The sequence below is a fragment of the Streptomyces sp. NPDC107575 genome, assembly GCF_055657265.1.
Genome location: NZ_JBVKBG010000002.1, coordinates 395,519 through 411,638 on the forward strand (window position 1 = coordinate 395,519; position 16,120 = coordinate 411,638).

A 16,120-nucleotide genomic window follows, 5' to 3' on the forward strand; every position below is an offset into this window, starting at 1 on the left:
TGTACCGGCCATCACTCTGCCAATGTGGCGCCACCGCAGCACCAACACCCGCCGGGAATGCGGCCTTTGGCCTGCAATCACCCGCGCTTCTACTTGGGGAGAGCGATGCGCCCGATATCGCGTGCGGCTCTGGGCACGGCGACCGCCGTCGTCCTGGGCATCACGGCGGCCGTCCCGTCCGGGGCCGTGGAGGGGAGCGCCCCGGACGGCGGCCGGCCGCTCGTCGGCAGCTCCGCCGCCACTGCCAAGAGCTCCGCGGCCACGGTCACGCTGGTCACAGGCGACCGCGTCGTCGTCACCACCGACGCGAAGGGCCGCCCCACCGCGGCGGCCCTGCCCGCCGCCGACGGCAGCACCCCGCTGCTGCAGACCCGGCAGTCCGGCAAGGATCTGTACGTGTATCCGGACAGCGCGGCGAAGGCGCTCGCCGCCGGCCGCGTCGACGAGGAACTCTTCAACGTCACAGGACTGATCCGGCAGGGCTACGACGACCGGCACAGCGCGACGCTCCCGCTCATCGCCACCTACGACACGTCCGTCGACGTCGCCCGCAGCGCGCCCGCCGCGCCGCGCGGCGCGAAGCGCGGCCTCGTCCTCGACCCGGTCGGCGGCGTCGCGCTGAAGGCCGACAAGAAGAAGGCGGCCGAGTTCTGGGACGACGTCTCAAGTCCCCGCTCCCGCGCGGCCGGTGACCTCAAGAAGCTCTGGCTCGACGCCAAGGTGAAGTCGCTGCTCGCCGACTCCACGAAGCAGGTGCACGCCGACCAGGCATGGGCCGCGGGCTACGACGGCAAGGGCACCAAGGTCGCCGTCCTCGACACCGGCGTCGACACCGAGCACCCCGACCTCAAGGGCCGCGTCGCCGAGTCGAAGAACTTCACCGACTCCGCCGACGCCGACGACCACCAGGGCCACGGCACGCACACCACGTCCACCGTCGGCGGCTCCGGCGCGGCGAGCGGCGGCAAGGAGCAGGGCGTCGCCCCGGGCGCCACCCTGCTCAACGGCAAGGTCCTCAACGACGGTGGCTCCGGCGCCACTTCGTGGATCATCGCCGGCATGCAGTGGGCCGTCGACCAGAAGGCCGACGTGGTGTCCATGTCGCTGGGCAACCCGGACGAGCTGGACTGCTCCGACCCCATGTCGCAGGCACGCAGGAACTCGCCCGGTCCTCGAAGGACACCCTCTTCGTCATCGCGGCAGGAAACGCGGGCCCCGCCGTCAACTCGGTCTCCTCGCCGGGCTGCGTGCCCGAGGTGCTCACCGTCGGCGCCGTCGACGGTGACGACGAGACCGCGAGCTTCTCCAGCCGCAGCCCCGTGCAGCGCACGCACACCCTCAAGCCCGAGATCGCCGCGCCCGGCGTCGCCATCAAGGCCGCAGCGGCGGGCGGCCGGGGCGTCTACGCGTACCAGTCCATGAGCGGTACGTCGATGGCGACACCGCACGTCGCGGGCGCCGCCGCCCTCGTCAAGCAGCGCCACCCCGACTGGGACGCGCAGCGGATCAAGCGGGCGCTCGTCGCCTCCGCCGATGCCGACATCCCCGGTGACGTACGGGAGACCGGCGGCGGGCGGCTCGACGTGAAGGCCGCCGTCGACCAGCAGATTCTCGGCGCGGACGCGGTGCAGGGCGGCACCTTCAACTGGCCGCAGGACCGCAGCGACCGCACCACCGTCCAGGTGCCGTACACCAACACCACCGACAAGCCGGTCAAGTTGAGCCTCGCCGTCGACGGGGTCACCGGCAACGACGGCTCCGCCGTGAAGTCCTCCGTCGCCCGGCTCGACGCCCGTACGGTCACGGTCCCGGCGGGCGGCACCGCCCAGGTCCCGCTGGCCGTCGACCCGACGGCGTCCCTCAAGAAGGCCCAGTACGGGGACGTCACCGGGCGGATCCTCGCCACCGGGCCCGGCGGCACACACCTGAGCACCCCGTTCTCGCTCTACGTCCAGCCGGAGACGGTCACCCTGCGCGTCAAGCTCGTCGACCGGCAGGGCGAGCCGGCCGCCGCGGGTTCCTCGCTCGACCTCGTCGGCACCGACACCGCGTCCGGCGAGCGGCGCGTCAACGACGGCGCCGCGGACCAGACGTACCAGGTCAGACCCGGCGCGTACGCCCTGACGGCGTTCGTCGCGACGCCGGAGACCGAGGGCACGCAGATCAACTCGGCGACGTTCCTCGGCCGTCCGCAGCTGAACGTCACCAAGGACACCACCGTCGTCCTCGACGCCCGCAAGGCCCACAAGCTCAGCGTGGGGACGGACCGGGACAGCGAGTCGCGCGGCGCCACCCTCGGGTTCGCCCGCACCTTCGGTGAGGACAACTGGCTGCACGCGGCGAGCATCCAGGGCTCGCGCACCGTGCCCGGCTACTACGCCGACGTCCAGGGCGAGGTCCGCGACGGCGACTTCGAGTTCGACAGCTTCTGGCGGGCCGCCGCGCCGCAGATCAGCGAGTTCGGCGTGGTCGGCGGTCCTGCGCTGCACCCGGTGACCGGCTCCACGAACTCCGCGAACCTCGACGGCACGGGGAGCTCCGAGATCGTCTCCGCGGGGGCGGGAACGGCCGATGAACTCGCCGCCGCGAAGGGCAAGTTGGCGCTGGTGAAGCTGCCCGACGGCGGCTCCGCGGGTACGGTCGCGCAGGCCGCGGTCAAGGCGGGCGTCAAGGGCCTCGTCCTGTACCGGGAGGCCGCGGGCCGCTGGTACCCGGTGGTCGGGTTCGTCGGCGCGCCGCTCCCCGTGCTCGGCCTCGAGGCCGCGGAGGGCGAGGTGCTCGCCGCGCGGATCGCGACGGGCACCACGACGCTCCACTGGAAGGCGACGGCCAAGAGCCCGTACGTCTACACGCTGGCGTTCCCCGAGACCGGCCAGATCCGCGACGACCGCACCTACCGCGTGTCGGACAAGGACCTCGCCACGAACAAGGCGACCTACACGGCGATGGGCGCCGCCACGGACTACGTCGACCTGCCGTCGGTGTCCCGCCCGAACGGCCTGACCACCTCGTTCGGCGACCTCGCGCTGGTCGCCGCGCCGGCCACCCGCACCGAGCTGTACTCGCCCGGCACGACCGGGTACGGGCACCAGGTGTCCAGCAGCTTCCCCTGGGGCGAGTTCATGATCGACCCGGTGCGGACGTACGAGAAGGGCGAGAAGCGGACGGAGCGGTGGTACGGGGGCGCGATGGCCCCCACGACGCCGCTCGACGACTCGGGCAAACAGGCGCTCGCCGCGGAACGCCAGGGCAATCTGATCGGCGTCGCGCCCGGGTTCTGGGGCGACGGTGAACACCTCGGCGTCCAGGGCTCGTTCGGCGACATCGGCAGCGTCGCGCTGAAGCGGAACGGGGAGGAGGTCGGCTCCAACGGGTGGCCGTACGGGGTGTTCTCGGTGCCGTCCGAGGACGCGGCGTACGAACTGACCCTGAACACGATGAAGTTGAACGGCGGCAAGACCTGGCTGCGTTCGCCGCAGACCACGACGACGTGGTCGTTCCGCTCGCACGAGGAGGCGGACACGTACTCGCAGGGCATCCCGCTGCTCTTCCCGCGGACGACGTTCCCCGAGGACGGCATGAAGACCCTCGCGGCGCGGGACGGCCAGCGGGTCGGCCTGACGGCGACGGGCCACGCGGGCTACGAGCCGGGCGCCCTGACGAAGGCCGCGCTCTCCTACTCGTACGACGGCGGGGAGACCTGGACCGAGGCGAAGACCTCGAAGCGGGACGGCGAGTGGACGGCGTCGGTCGACCACGCGGGCGCCACCGGCAAGCAGGTCACCCTCAAGGTCCGGCTGACCGACTCGAAGGGCAACTCGGTGACGCAGACGGTCAACAGGGCGTACGACGTTCGTTAGTTCGGACGCTCACCCGATCCGGTCCGCCGGGCGGTCCTCCCGTGGGGGGTGGGGCCGTCCGGCGGGCCCATTTCGGTGGGCTTTTCCCGATGCCCCGTTTTCGTACGGCCCGTGCCGTGGACAATGAGGACATGAGCCAGCAGGGGGAGAGGCACACCGGTCACCCGGCCCAAGGGGACGACTGGTGGGGGAAGTTGTACGACAACGAGACCGCCGCCGAGGACACGGGACCCGCCCCGTCCCCGGACACCCTGGACGACCGCTTCACCTCGGCCGGAGCGGTGGCGTCTCCGCGCGCACCGGGAGGCTCCGAGGCGGAGCCGGCTCTCCCGGTCCCGCCCGAGCCCCGGCGAGCCGAGGGCGACGCACCACCCGTCCCGGAGCCCCGCCACGCGGTGTACCCGGAGACGCGACACGTCTGGGGCGCCGGGGGCCCGCCTTCCGGGGCGCCGGGGACGAGCACGCCGCCGCTGCCATCGGAACCGGCCCCGGACGCGGCGACGCCCGCCGGGCCTCTGCGCGAGGCGCCGCCGCCGGGAGGCCCGCGGATCGATCCCGGCACGGCTCCGCCGGAGGCCCTTCACCGCGATACCGCCCCACCTCCGCCGAGGACGCCCCCTCCGCCGCCGGAGTCGCCCCGCGCCGAGGCCGTTCCACCGCTGGAGGTGCCCCTCGCTGAGGCCGCTCCTCCGCCGCCGGGGGCGCCCCGCCCCGAAGACGCTCCTCCGCCGTCGCAGCCGCCCCGCTTCGAGGCCGCTCCTCCGCTTTCGGAGTCGCCTCGATTCGACGCCGCTCCACCTCCGGGGGCGCCCCGATTCGAGGCCGCTCCTCCGCCGCCGGAGGCACCCCGGACCGAAGCCGCTCCGCCGCCGGAGGCACCCCGACTCGAAGTCGCCCCGCCGCCGCAGGCGCCCCCTGTCGAGCCCGCCCCGTCAGCGCCGCACGCACCTAGTACCGCAGCCGTCCCACCCCTGCCCGAAGCATCTCCCGCCCTGCCGGTGGCTCCCTGCGGAGAAGCCGGGCCGCCTCCGCCGGAGGCCCCGCGCGCGGACGCCGCTCCGCCCCCACCAGGGGTGCCCTCTGCGGCAGCCGACCCGGATGCAGCTCGTGCGGAGGTCGTCCCGCCCCCGCCGGAGGCGCCCCGCGCCGGACCCGTCCCGCCGCTGCCCGAAGCATCTCCCACCCCGCCGGTGGCTCCCTGCGGAGAAGCCGGGCCGCCTCCGCCGGAGGCCCCGCGGGCGGATGCCGTCCCGCCGCCGGCCGGGGTGTCCTCCGCGGCAGCCGCCCCGGGCGCGGCTCGCGCGGAGGTCGTCCCGCCCCCGCCGGAGGCGCCCCGCGCCGGGCCCGTGCCGCCGCTGATCGAAGCACCTCCCACCTCCCTGGCAGCTGAACCGCCCCCTCCGGGCTCCTTTCCGGCACCGCCCCCACCACCCTCCGTCATCTACGTGGGCGACGGTCCACCCACCTACGAGGCGGAGCCCACCGCGTTGCCGCTCGCCGATCCGGAGGATCTGGGCGAGCTGGTCGCGGACACCGTGCTCGACGGGGCGCGGTGCGGGGTCTCGACGCTGCGGGCCGTGTCCGTGCGGGGGGATTCCGCGCGGTACCGGGGCGAGCCGCGGCGCGACAGTCTGCTCACCGCGCGGTTCGGGAGCGGGGCCACGGCGCTGATCCTCGTCGCGATGGCCACCGGCGCCCGCGCCACGCCCGGCGCGCACCGGGCCGCCGCCGAGGTCTGCGAGTGGATCGGCCGGGCCGTGGGGCTCAGCCACACACGGCTCGCGGAGGACGTACGGGCGGGCCGCCGCGGCGACCTGAAGTCGGGTCTGCACCGCCTCACCGACCGCAGCCTCGGCAAACTCCGGGCCGGCGCCACCGAACAGGGCCTCGACCCGGAGGAGTACGCGGCGACGCTGAGGTGCCTGCTGCTGCCCGCCGACCCGGCCTGCCGCACCCGCGTGTTCTTCGGCGTCGGCGGAGGCGGCCTCTTCCGCCTGCGGGACGGCGAGTGGCGGGACATAGAGCCGAGCGTCGCCGAGCAGACCGGCGCCCCCGTCGTCGGCTTCGGTTCCTCGCCGCCCGCCGAGACCCCGGACGGCGACCGGCTCACGATGGACCTCAGCATCACGACACCCCCGAGCCCCTACGAGCCCGCGCCACCACCACCCCGCGACGCCTTCCGGTTCCGCGCCTCGGTCGCCCGACCGGGGGACACCCTGCTGCTCTGCTCGCCGGGCCTCGCCGAACCCCTCCGCGGCGAGCCGGACCTCGCCCGCCACCTGGCGAACAGGTGGGCGGACGCGGATCCTCCGGGCCTCGCCGCGTTCCTCGCGGACACCCAGGTCCGGGTCAAGGGATACGCCGACGACCGAACGGCCGCGGCCGTCTGGGAGGCGTGAGCACGCCCCGTATGAATTCATGGAACCCACAAGAGTCGGGAAGCAACGCGGAGACCGGGTTCCGAAAGGGCGCGTGAGTCATGGCCAAGCAGAACGTCGCCGAGCAGTTCGTCGACATCCTCGTCCGCGCGGGCGTCGAGCGCATGTACGGAGTCGTGGGCGACAGCCTCAACCCGGTCGTGGACGCGATCCGGCGCAACGATGCGATCGACTGGATCCACGTCCGGCACGAGGAGACCGCCGCCTTCGCCGCGGGCGCGGAAGCGCAGATCACCGGCAAGCTGACGGCGTGCGCCGGCTCCTGCGGGCCCGGCAATCTGCACCTCATCAACGGCCTCTACGACGCCCACCGCTCCATGGCCCCGGTCCTCGCCCTCGCCTCGCACATCCCGTCCAGCGAGATCGGCCTCGGCTTCTTCCAGGAGACCCACCCCGACCGCCTCTTCTCGGAGTGCTCGCACTACAGCGAGATGATCTCCAGCCCGAAGCAGATGCCGCGCGTCCTGCAGACCGCCATCCAGAACGCCGTCGGCCAGTCCGGCGTCAGCGTCGTGACGCTGCCCGGCGACGTCGCCGACGAGGCCGCGCCCGAGAGGTCCGTCGAGACCGCGATCGTCACCTCCCGGCCCAGCATCCGCCCGGGCGACGCCGAGATCGAGAAGCTCGTCGAGCTGATCGACGAGGCCGGCAAGGTCACCCTGTTCTGCGGCAGCGGCACCGCCGGCGCGCACGCCGAGGTCATGGAGTTCGCCGAGAAGATCAAGTCTCCGGTCGGCCACGCTTTGCGTGGAAAAGAATGGATTCAGTACGACAATCCCTACGACGTCGGCATGAGCGGGCTCCTCGGGTACGGGGCCGCCTACGAGGCCACCCACGAGTGCGATCTCCTCATCCTGCTCGGCACCGACTTCCCGTACAACGCGTTCCTGCCGCAGAAGGACGTCAAGATCGTCCAGGTCGACGTGCGGCCCGAGCACCTCGGCAGGCGCTCGAAGCTGGACCTCGCGGTCTGGGGCGACGTCCGCGAGACGCTGCGGTGTCTGACGCCCCGCGTCAAGCCCAAGTCGAACCGCAAGTTCCTCGACCGGATGCTGAAGAAGCACGCCGACGCGCTGGAAGGCGTCGTGAAGGCGTACACGCGCAAGGTCGAGAAGCACACCCCCATCCACCCCGAGTACGTCGCCTCCGTCGTCGACGAACTCGCCGCCGAGGACGCCGTGTTCACGGTCGACACCGGCATGTGCAACGTCTGGGCGGCCCGTTACATCTCGCCCAACGGGCGGCGCCGCGTCATCGGCTCGTTCTCGCACGGCTCGATGGCGAACGCGCTGCCGATGGCGATCGGCGCCCAGTTCACCGACCGCAACCGGCAGGTCGTCTCCATGTCGGGCGACGGCGGGTTCTCGATGCTGATGGGCGACTTCCTCACCCTCGTCCAGTACGACCTGCCGGTGAAGGTCGTCCTCTTCAACAACTCCTCTTTGGGAATGGTCGAGTTGGAGATGCTGGTCGCCGGTCTGCCGTCCTACGGGACCACCAACAAGAACCCCGACTTCGCCTCCATCGCCCGCGCCGCGGGTGCCTACGGCGTCCGCGTCGAGAAGCCGAAGCAGCTCGCGGGCGCCCTGAAGGACGCCTTCAAGCACAAGGGCCCCGCGCTCGTCGACGTCGTCACCGACCCCAACGCCCTGTCCATCCCGCCGAAGATCAGCGCCGAGATGGTCACGGGCTTCGCCCTCTCCGCCTCCAAGATCGTGCTCGACGGCGGAGTGGGCCGGATGGTGCAGATGGCCCGCTCCAACCTCCGCAACATGCCGCGCCCCTGATCACACCGGCCGCAGCCGCAGCGTCAGGATCTGGAACGGCCGCAGGGACAGGGCGAGCCCGGCGGCGGACGTGTCGGCCGGGCGCAGCGGCCGCTCCAACAGGTCCGTCTCGTCGGCGCCCGCCACCGGGAACGCCGCCGTGAGCGTCGCGTCCGCGCGCCCGCCCCGCGACTCGTAGAGCCGCACCACGACATCCCCGCTGCGGTCCTCCGCGAGCTTCACGGACTCCACCGTCACCGCCGGGTCGTCGACCGCGATCAGCGGGGTCACGGCGGGCGCGGGCGCGACCCGCAGCGGCAGGTTCAGGGCGAGGCCCTCCGCCACCGCGTCTCCGGTGCCCGCGCCCGGCAGCAGCGCGTACGTGAAGCGGTGCGTGCCGAGGTCCGTCTCGGGGTCGGGGGAGTGCGGGGCCCGCAGGAGCGTGAGCCGGACCGTCGTGCCGAGCCCGTCCTCGTGCGCGGCGCGGGTCACGTCGTGGCCGTACGTCGAGTCGTTGAGCAGCGCGACGCCGTAGCCCTCCTCCGCGACGCGCAGCCAGCGGTGCGCGCAGATCTCGTAACGGGCCGCGTCCCAGCCGGTGTTGGCGTGCGTGGGCCGGTTGACGTGGCCGAACTGGATCTCGGCCGACGACCGCTCCGCGTGCACGTCCAGCGGGAACGCCGCCTTGAGGACCTTCTCCGACTCCTGCCAGTCGACGTCCGTGACCACGTCGAGGCGGCGGCTGTCCGCCGCGAGCCGGTACTCCTGCGTGATCCGCGACTTCCCGAAGGAGCGGGTGACGCGCACGGAGACCCGCAGCGGGCCCTCCTCGACCAGCTCCACCGACTCGGCCTCCGTGAGGTCGGTGCGGGTGTGCCGGTAGTGGGCGTCCAGGTCCCAGGCGTCGTACTGGGTGGGGTGGTCGGGGTGCAGTTGGAGGAGGTTCCCGCGGCTGCCGGGGGCGAGTGTCTCCCGGCCGCCGCTGTTCAGGTCCCGTACGGAGGTGAGGAGCCCGTCGCTGTCGATCGTGACGGTGAGGTGCTCGTTGGCGAGGACGATCGAGCCCGTCTCGCGCGTCGCCGCCGCGTGCGCGCCGGGACCGCGCGTGTGCCCGGCGGCCTCGGTAAGGGAGCGGGCGCCGAAGCCGTCGACGTACACATGCACCAACTGGTCCTCGTGGGAGACGACTTCACTGCGCGGGTACGGCGAGGCGTTGAGCGCGGACGGCGCGGATCCGCCCAGGCGGTGTACGGCGTCCGAGGTGATGTCGTCCAGCTCCGCGATCACCTCGGCGTAGGTCTCGCGGGCCTCGCGGTGGACCCAGGCGATCGACGAGCCCGGCAGGATGTCGTGGAACTGGTGCAGCAGCACCGTCTTCCAGATCCGGTCGAGCGCGTCGTACGGGTAGGTGTACGTCGGGTCGTGCAGCGCGGCGGCCGTGCACCACAACTCGGCCTCGCGCAGGGCGTGTTCGGAGCGCCGGTTGCCCTGCTTCGTCTTGGCCTGCGTGGTGTACGTGGCACGGTGCATCTCCAAGTACAGCTCGCCGGACCACACGGGGGCCCTGTCGCCGTACTCCTCGTGCGCCGCCTCGAAGAACGCGGCCGGCTTCTCGATGTCGACGCGCGGCGAGCCCTCCAGGGAGCGCAGGCGGCGCGCCTTCTCCAGCATCTCGCGGGTCGGGCCGCCCCCGCCGTCGCCCCAGCCGAACGGGACGAGGGAGCGGGAGGCTCCACCCTTCTCCGCGAAGTTCCGTTCCGCGCGGGCCAGTTCACTCGCGTGGAACTGTGCGTTGTACGTGTCCACGGGCGGGAAGTGGGTGAACACGCGGGTGCCGTCGATGCCCTCCCACCAGAACGTGTGGTGCGGCATCTTGTTCGTCTGGTTCCAGCTCAGCTTCTGCGTCAGGAACCACTTGGCGCCCGCGAGCTTCGCCAACTGCGGGAAGGCCGCGGTGTACCCGAAGGAGTCCGGCAGCCAGATCTCCTCCGTCTCCACGCCCAGCTCGTCCTGGAAGAACCGCTTGCCGTGCACCAGTTGGCGCGCGAGGGCCTCGCCGCCGGGCATGTTGGCGTCCGACTCCACCCACATCGAGCCGACCGGGGACCAGTTCCCGTCCGCGACGGCCTTCTTGATGCGCTCCCAGATGTGCGGCTGGTGCTCCTTCACCCACGCGTACTGCTGCGCCTGCGAGCACGCGAAGACCAGCTCCGGATAGTCGCGGGCCAGCGCCGTGACGTTCGCGAAGGTGCGCGAGGCCTTGCGGACCGTCTCGCGCAGCGGCCACAGCCACGCCGAGTCGATGTGCGCGTGCCCGGCCGCCGAGACCCGGTGCGCGCTCGCGTGCGCGGGCCTCGACAGCACCTCGGCCAGCTCGGCGCGGGCCGCCGACGCCGTGCCTGACACGCCGTGCAGATCGAGGGCGTCCAGCATCCGCTCCAGGGCGCGCAGGATGTCGTGGCGCCTGGCCCGGTCCGCGTCCAGCTCGTGCATCAGCTCCGAGAGCACCTCGACGTCCAGGACGAGATGCCAGACCTCCTCGTCGAGTACGGCCAAGTCGGCAGAGCGGAATCGGTAGTTGGGGCGATCTCCTGCGGTCAGTACGTCGCCGAGGAAGGTGGGTTCGAAGTCCCTCAGGACCGTCGGATTGGCCGCGGCCTCGAGCAGCAGGCTCACCGGCTCCCCGCCGGCCGCGCGCGCCGCGATCGTCAGATGCCGGTTGCGCGGATGGATGCCCTTGAGGGGTACGCCCGAGGCGTCGTACAGCAGCCCCTCCGCCTGGAATCCGGGCCCCTGCCCGGAGAAGCCGGGGTCGACGACCGCCTCGACGTGCCGCCCCTCCCACTCCTCGGGCACCCGCCCCTCGAGCCGGAACCAACTGGTCGACCACGGCTTTCCCCAGGCGGTGCCGGTCTCGAAGGGCTCGTACGCGCCCTCCAGCGCCTCGGCCACCGGGACCGGCTCCCCGGGCGCGTGCCAGACGCTCAGGCTCAGCGGTGTCCGCGCCCCGTACTGCGCGGGCCGCACGAACTGGCGCATCGCCCGCTCCAGGCGGCCTTCCACGAGGTGTCGGTCGTCGTGCACGGCGGCTCCTTCAGTGCTCCTGCGGTGCGTTTCGGTGCTCGTACTGTGCCGGTCCCGGCGGCATCCCCACGCTTCCTTCCCCGGCGCGGCGCCGAGCACCCCCGCAAGTGGTGGACCAATCAACAAGCGTGCCGATCAGGCAGCGGGGCATTCATCCCCGTGTACGCGTTCGAAGAGCAGGCCGAGCAGAAGAACTCCAGCCGGAAGGGCAGCGGATCGGCGTGTGGGCGGGGGCCATGAAACGGCAGTCACGAGGGGGCGCCCCAATGGGCGACACGGGCTCAATGACGTACGAGAAAGGGGTCGCGGCGGCGCGCGCGGATCCGGAGGACGAGCCGCCGCGACAACTCAAGCGCAAGCTGGGCAAGGCGGACCTGCGGGCCGTCCCGGAGACCAGGCGCGCGCTGCGCGAACTCCTGCATCACTGGGGCAGGCCCGGAAGATCGGAGGTGGCGGAGCTGCTCACCAGCGAACTGGTGACGAACGCGCTGGTGCACACGGACTGCGAGGCGGAACTCACGGCCACGGTGGGGCCCCGGTCCCTGAGAGTCGAGGTCCGTGACTTCGTGTCGCGCAGGCCCAAGCCACGCGTACCGCACGCCGACGACGGTACGCACGGCACCAGCGGGCGCGGCCTCGTCCTGGTGCAGTCCCTCGCGGACGCCTGGGGCGTCGCGGCGCTCGGCCCGGGGGCCACGGGCAAGGTGGTCTGGTTCGAACTGGACGGCGGCGTCATGTGAACGCACGACGCCGCCGTACCACGGACGGGCTCAACCGAGCTGCTGCTCAAGGTCCTTGAGCTTCTGCTCCAGAGAGTCGAGCCGGGGCAGCGCCTGCGTGTCGTCCTCCGCCGTCAGATCGACGGTGACGGGCGCCTTCTGGTCACGGGACTTACGAATGCCCTTGACGGCCTGGAGAGAGGGCCGGGTGCGCACCGGAAGCTGTTCCGGTGCCGGTGCCGCCCCCGGCAGTTCGGACGGCGAGGAGGCCGCCGATATGGCGGACTCCGGGCCGGCCTGTCCGGAGGTGCCGGCCTCCACCTGCCGGGGGTCGCGCGTGCTGAACCCGCGGCTCAGCGCCTTGAGCTGGGCACGCTCCAGCTTCTGGTGCTCGCGCTGGCGCATCCGGTTCTCGGTCTTCTCCCGCTTGTCCTCGCGCACCTCGTCCACCGCCTCGTCGAGGGTGCGCACGTTCTCCAGGAGCATCAACGACCAGGCGCTGTACGTCTCCAGGGGAGCGCGCAGCCAGCGCACGATCCGGATCTGCGGCAACGGCCTCGGGACCAGGCCCTGTTCGCGCAGCGCGGCGCGGCGCGTCTGCTTCAGGGCGCGGTCGAAGAGGACCGCGGCCGAGAGGGACATCCCCGCGAAGAAGTGCGGGGCGCCCGCGTGGCCCAGGCCCCTCGGCGCGTGCACCCAGTTGAACCAGGCCGCGGCACCGGCGAAGGTCCACACGAGTATCCGGGAGCCGAGCGCGGCGTCGCCGTGGCTGGCCTCGCGCACGGCGAGCACCGAGCAGAACATCGCGGCGCCGTCGAGTCCGAAGGGGACGAGGTACTCCCAGCCCCCGGACAGGTTCAGGTTCTGCTTGCCGAAGCCGACCAGTCCGTGGAAGGAGAGGGCGGCGGCGACGGCCGCGCAGCAGAACAGCAGCACGTACGAGGCGGTGCCGTAGACGGCCTCCTTGCGCCTGCGGCGCTCCTCGCTGCGCTCCCACGAATCGTCGGAGAACATGCCCGTGTCCTTCTTGGCGCCCCCGGCGCGCCTGCCGCGCGCGAGCACTGCGACCGCCGCCAGCATGCCCAGGAGCAGTACGGCGCCCGGCAGCAGCCAGTCCAGCGATATGTCGGTCAGTCTCATCTGGGGTCCCTTGCATCGCGATAGGGCGTTTCGGCCGCCATATTGGCCCAGCCGCCCGAGCCCGCAGGGGGGTTTCGGGGCAAGAGAACGCCATTGGTGTGCAAGGGGGCGCGTAAAGCGGCCGTACGCTCGAACTCCCGCCGGAGTAAGGGAAGTTGAGTTCGAATTACGTCACTCGTACGGGTGGTTCAGGCCGCCGCGGTCGCGGTGAGCCTGCTGACCCGGTCCGCGTCGCACGTGCGCGGACAGGTCACGCAGGTGTCCTGCGGGCGCAGCGTGTAGAACATGCAGCAGCTCGCGCGGTCGCGCGTGGGCAGCAACTCCCCGTCCGGGCCCGTCAGGTCGCGGAACGCGGCCTTCCCGACGTACGGCTTCGTGGCGCCGGGCAGCAGCGCCTCCAGGTCGGTCATGGCGCGCCGCTCCTCGCCGAGGAGGTGGCCCACGTACCAGAGCGACTCGACGATCTCGTCCGTCGCCATGCCCCACAGGGCGCGCGGGCCGCGCCGCATCCGCGGTCCGAAGCCGGCGAGGACGGGCTGGAGGTGTTCGGCGACGGCCGCCCGGACCTCGGCGCGCAGGGCCTCCTCGTCGGGGACGACGCGGGCGCCGGGCAGGTGCGCCGCCGGGTCGCCCGGGAGGCAGGCGAACTCGGTGACGTGCACGGCGAGCCGGCCGAGCGTGCGCTGGAAGGCGACCTCGGAGGCCGGGAAGCGGGGCACGCGGCGGTGCAGGAACCAGGGGATCGTGATGAGCAGGCAGGCGGGCCAGGCGTAGCGGTGCAGGCCGAAGCTGGCGATCACGTCGGGGCGGGCGGCGGTGCCGTAGTCCTTGAGCACCTGTGCGTTGTCCCACGCGAGGAAGGCGTCGAGCGCGGCGCCGCCCTCGGCGAGCCGCTCCGTGTGCACCCAGCCCGCGCCCTCGGGCAGCGCCTCACCTGCGGGAACCTCGGTGACGCCCAGGCCCGGGAACACCTCGGTGAGGCGGGCGTACGCGGCCGAGACCGCGCTGGGGGGCGCGCCGAGCGCCGACGTGGTGAAGGGCATGCGGGGGCCACCGATTCACGATCGTTTACAGGTAAGCCTTACCTTACCCGAACGGGGTGGGGTTTGAACTGTCGGCCGGGCCCTCTATCGTTCGTCGTTGAGCTTCGGACAAACGGCAAGGAACGGCGGCGAAGGGGATGACCGGGGTGGAGCGGACGAGGCCACGCGAGGCACGCGACTCCTCCATTGGAGTGCCCGAGCAGCGGTCGACGTCGGCCTGGGCGCCGCGGACCGCCGCGACCGTGCCCGTACCGGCCTCCGTTCCCGAACAGAGCCGTGGTGAGCACACCCACAGCGAGCCGCCCGCGCCGGGGCTCGTGGCGCGCGGGGCGGTCGAGCGGACCTCCGTGCGCGGCCAGGTGCTCGACGCGCTGCGGGCCGCGCTGGTCTCCGGCGACCTCAGGCCCGGCGAGGTGTACTCCGGGCCTGCCCTGGGGGAGCGCTTCGGGGTCTCCGCGACGCCCGTGCGCGAGGCGATGCAGCAGCTGGCCCGGGAGGGCGCGGTCGAGGTCGTGCCGAACCGGGGGTTCCGGGTGACCCGGCGCTCCGACCGCGAGCTGGCCGAGCTCGCGGAGGTGCGGGCGCTCGTCGAGGTGCCGGTGGTGACGCGGCTCGCCCGTACGGTGGCGCCCGCGCGGTGGGCCGAGCTGCGGCCGCTGGTCCGGGCGACGGCGATGGCCGCGGCGGTGGGGGACCGGGCGGGGTACGCGGAGGCGGACCGTGCGTTCCACCGGGCGCTGCTCGCGTTCGCGGGGAACGACCAGGTGGTCAGGGTCGCCGACGAGTTGCATCGGCAGGTGGGGTGGTCGACGTCCGACCTGGCGCTCGACGCGAGGCAGCATGCGGTGCTGCTGGACGCGTTGGAGGCGCAGGACGCCGGTGCGGCGGGCCTCTTGGTGCGCGAGCACATCGGCGCCTGACGGGTCACCCGTCCCTACGCCACGGGGCTCCGCCCCGGACCCCGCGCCTCAATCGCCGGCGGGGCTGGATTTGCCGGGCCTCGCGCGACTCGATTCGCCGCACCGGCGTTACGGCCTCGGGGCTCCGCCCCGGACCCCGCTGCTCAATCGCCGCAGGGGCTTAATTTGCGGCACCGGCGCTATGGCCCCGTGCCGCCGCCCATCTCCCACCACCCGCCCCCTCCGGGGGTGTCGGCCTCACGGGTGCCGCCACCGCCTTGGGCAATCTGCCGCCTTGGGCGGCAGGGTGGGCAAGGCGGCCCCCGGTGCCGCGCAATGAACAAGGTGGCCCCCGCCCCGGGGGTTACGCCGCCGCGGGCAGCACCCCCGCCAACCACGTAGGCACCCCGTCCAGCAAACGGAACAACCTCGCCGCCTCCGCGTGGAGGCGTGCCTTCGTGTCCGGTTCCGGTTCCGCCTCCGCCAGGGAGGCCAGCGCCGGGGCCGTGCCCACCAGGTAGCCGAGGTCCTCGCGGATCCGCAGGGACTCCGCGAAACCGTGCCGCGCCTCCTTCAACTCGCCCTCCCGCAGGGCGAGTCCGGCCAGATGCCGCCACGTGAAGGAGAGCAGCAGCGCGTCACCGTGCGCCGTCGCACCCGCATGGGCCCGGCGGTACGCCGCCCGGGCCGCCTGCGGCGAGTCCGCCAGGTTCTCCGACATCAGCCCGCGCCGGAAGTCGAGCAGCGCGCGGCCGGGCGTCCCCGGAGCGATGAGCGCCGCCGCCCTGCCGAACGCCGAGCGCGCCTCGTCGGACCGGTCCCGCGTCTTCAACAGCGTGGCCTCGTAGGCGAGTTGACCCCGCTCGCACGCCGCCGCGCCCCGCTCTTCGTCCGTGTGGGCCAGCGCCTCCGCCGCGCGCAACGCGTCCTCCGCGTCCGCCCACCCCTGCTCCGTGTACAGGCACCGCTCCACCAGCAGCGCCGCCCGCTGCAGGGCCGCCCCCGCGTCCGCGTCCGCATGGTGGTCGAGGAGTGCCGCCGCGTCGGCCCAGCAGCCGCGCGAACGCAACCGCCATACCGCGGTCTGGAGTGGATCGTCCGCTGTGTTCGTTCCGGTACCAGACATGGCGGTATGCGCCACATTGCCCTCCCGAGCACGCCATCGAGCCGA

8 protein-coding genes and 1 pseudogene are annotated in these 16,120 nt (G+C 72.8%); 5 read left to right on the forward strand and 4 right to left on the reverse strand.

From position 1 onward, the window contains the following. Window positions 1-105: 105 nt before the first annotated feature. The 3 genes and pseudogenes from ACZ7L4_RS08510 (at window position 106) to ACZ7L4_RS08520 (ending at window position 8,085) form a co-directional block, all read left to right on the forward strand. Window positions 106-3,860 (forward strand): annotated as a pseudogene (locus ACZ7L4_RS08510) (S8 family serine peptidase). Between the two features lie 971 nt (window positions 3,861-4,831). After that, a complete protein-coding gene (locus tag ACZ7L4_RS08515; protein WP_472101962.1) occupies window positions 4,832-6,259 on the forward strand; it encodes a protein phosphatase 2C domain-containing protein in 1,428 nt (475 codons plus the stop codon). 80 nt (window positions 6,260-6,339) lie between these two features. Next, window positions 6,340-8,085: a pyruvate dehydrogenase gene (locus ACZ7L4_RS08520; RefSeq protein ID WP_472100881.1), complete on the forward strand. Its 1,746-nt coding sequence runs from the start codon at window positions 6,340-6,342 to the stop codon at window positions 8,083-8,085. Here ACZ7L4_RS08520 and ACZ7L4_RS08525 read toward each other — a convergent pair whose 3' ends face one another. Further along, window positions 8,086-11,148, reverse strand: a complete 3,063-nt coding sequence (locus tag ACZ7L4_RS08525) for an alpha-mannosidase (protein WP_472100883.1) — start codon at window positions 11,146-11,148, stop codon at window positions 8,086-8,088. Window positions 11,149-11,432: 284 nt separating this feature from the next. Between ACZ7L4_RS08525 and ACZ7L4_RS08530 the strand changes: the two genes are divergently transcribed. Next, the gene (locus ACZ7L4_RS08530) at window positions 11,433-11,888 is read left to right on the forward strand and encodes an ATP-binding protein (RefSeq protein WP_472100885.1); all 456 of its coding nucleotides are present in this window, start codon (window positions 11,433-11,435) and stop codon (window positions 11,886-11,888) included. A 30-nt stretch (window positions 11,889-11,918) separates the two neighbouring features. Here ACZ7L4_RS08530 and ACZ7L4_RS08535 read toward each other — a convergent pair whose 3' ends face one another. Together ACZ7L4_RS08535 and ACZ7L4_RS08540 are read right to left on the reverse strand one after the other, a co-directional pair. Continuing rightward, window positions 11,919-13,007, reverse strand: coding sequence for a DUF2637 domain-containing protein (locus ACZ7L4_RS08535; protein WP_472100887.1), 1,089 nt, complete (start codon window positions 13,005-13,007; stop codon window positions 11,919-11,921). Between the two features lie 188 nt (window positions 13,008-13,195). Continuing rightward, a complete protein-coding gene (locus ACZ7L4_RS08540; protein ID WP_472100888.1) occupies window positions 13,196-14,050 on the reverse strand; it encodes a (2Fe-2S)-binding protein in 855 nt (284 codons plus the stop codon). A 137-nt stretch (window positions 14,051-14,187) separates the two neighbouring features. On the opposite strand from ACZ7L4_RS08540, the gene ACZ7L4_RS08545 reads away from it, so the two are divergent. After that, a complete protein-coding gene (locus tag ACZ7L4_RS08545; protein WP_472100889.1) occupies window positions 14,188-14,970 on the forward strand; it encodes a GntR family transcriptional regulator in 783 nt (260 codons plus the stop codon). A 343-nt stretch (window positions 14,971-15,313) separates the two neighbouring features. On the opposite strand, the gene ACZ7L4_RS08550 is transcribed toward ACZ7L4_RS08545, so the two are convergent. Next, window positions 15,314-16,075: a hypothetical protein gene (locus tag ACZ7L4_RS08550; protein WP_472100891.1), complete on the reverse strand. Its 762-nt coding sequence runs from the start codon at window positions 16,073-16,075 to the stop codon at window positions 15,314-15,316. Between the last annotated feature and the right edge of the window lie 45 nt (window positions 16,076-16,120).

Bases quoted from the DNA above. Each gene is read 5' to 3' on its own strand.
- ACZ7L4_RS08545 (WP_472100889.1), top strand. From the start codon at position 14,188: ATGACCGGGGTGGAGCGGACGAGGCCACGCGAGGCACGCGACTCCTCC.
- ACZ7L4_RS08550 (WP_472100891.1), bottom strand. From the start codon at position 16,075: ATGTCTGGTACCGGAACGAACACAGCGGACGATCCACTCCAGACCGCG.
- ACZ7L4_RS08520 (WP_472100881.1), top strand. From the start codon at position 6,340: ATGGCCAAGCAGAACGTCGCCGAGCAGTTCGTCGACATCCTCGTCCGC.
- ACZ7L4_RS08540 (WP_472100888.1), bottom strand. From the start codon at position 14,050: ATGCCCTTCACCACGTCGGCGCTCGGCGCGCCCCCCAGCGCGGTCTCG.
- ACZ7L4_RS08535 (WP_472100887.1), bottom strand. From the start codon at position 13,007: ATGAGACTGACCGACATATCGCTGGACTGGCTGCTGCCGGGCGCCGTA.
- ACZ7L4_RS08530 (WP_472100885.1), top strand. From the start codon at position 11,433: ATGACGTACGAGAAAGGGGTCGCGGCGGCGCGCGCGGATCCGGAGGAC.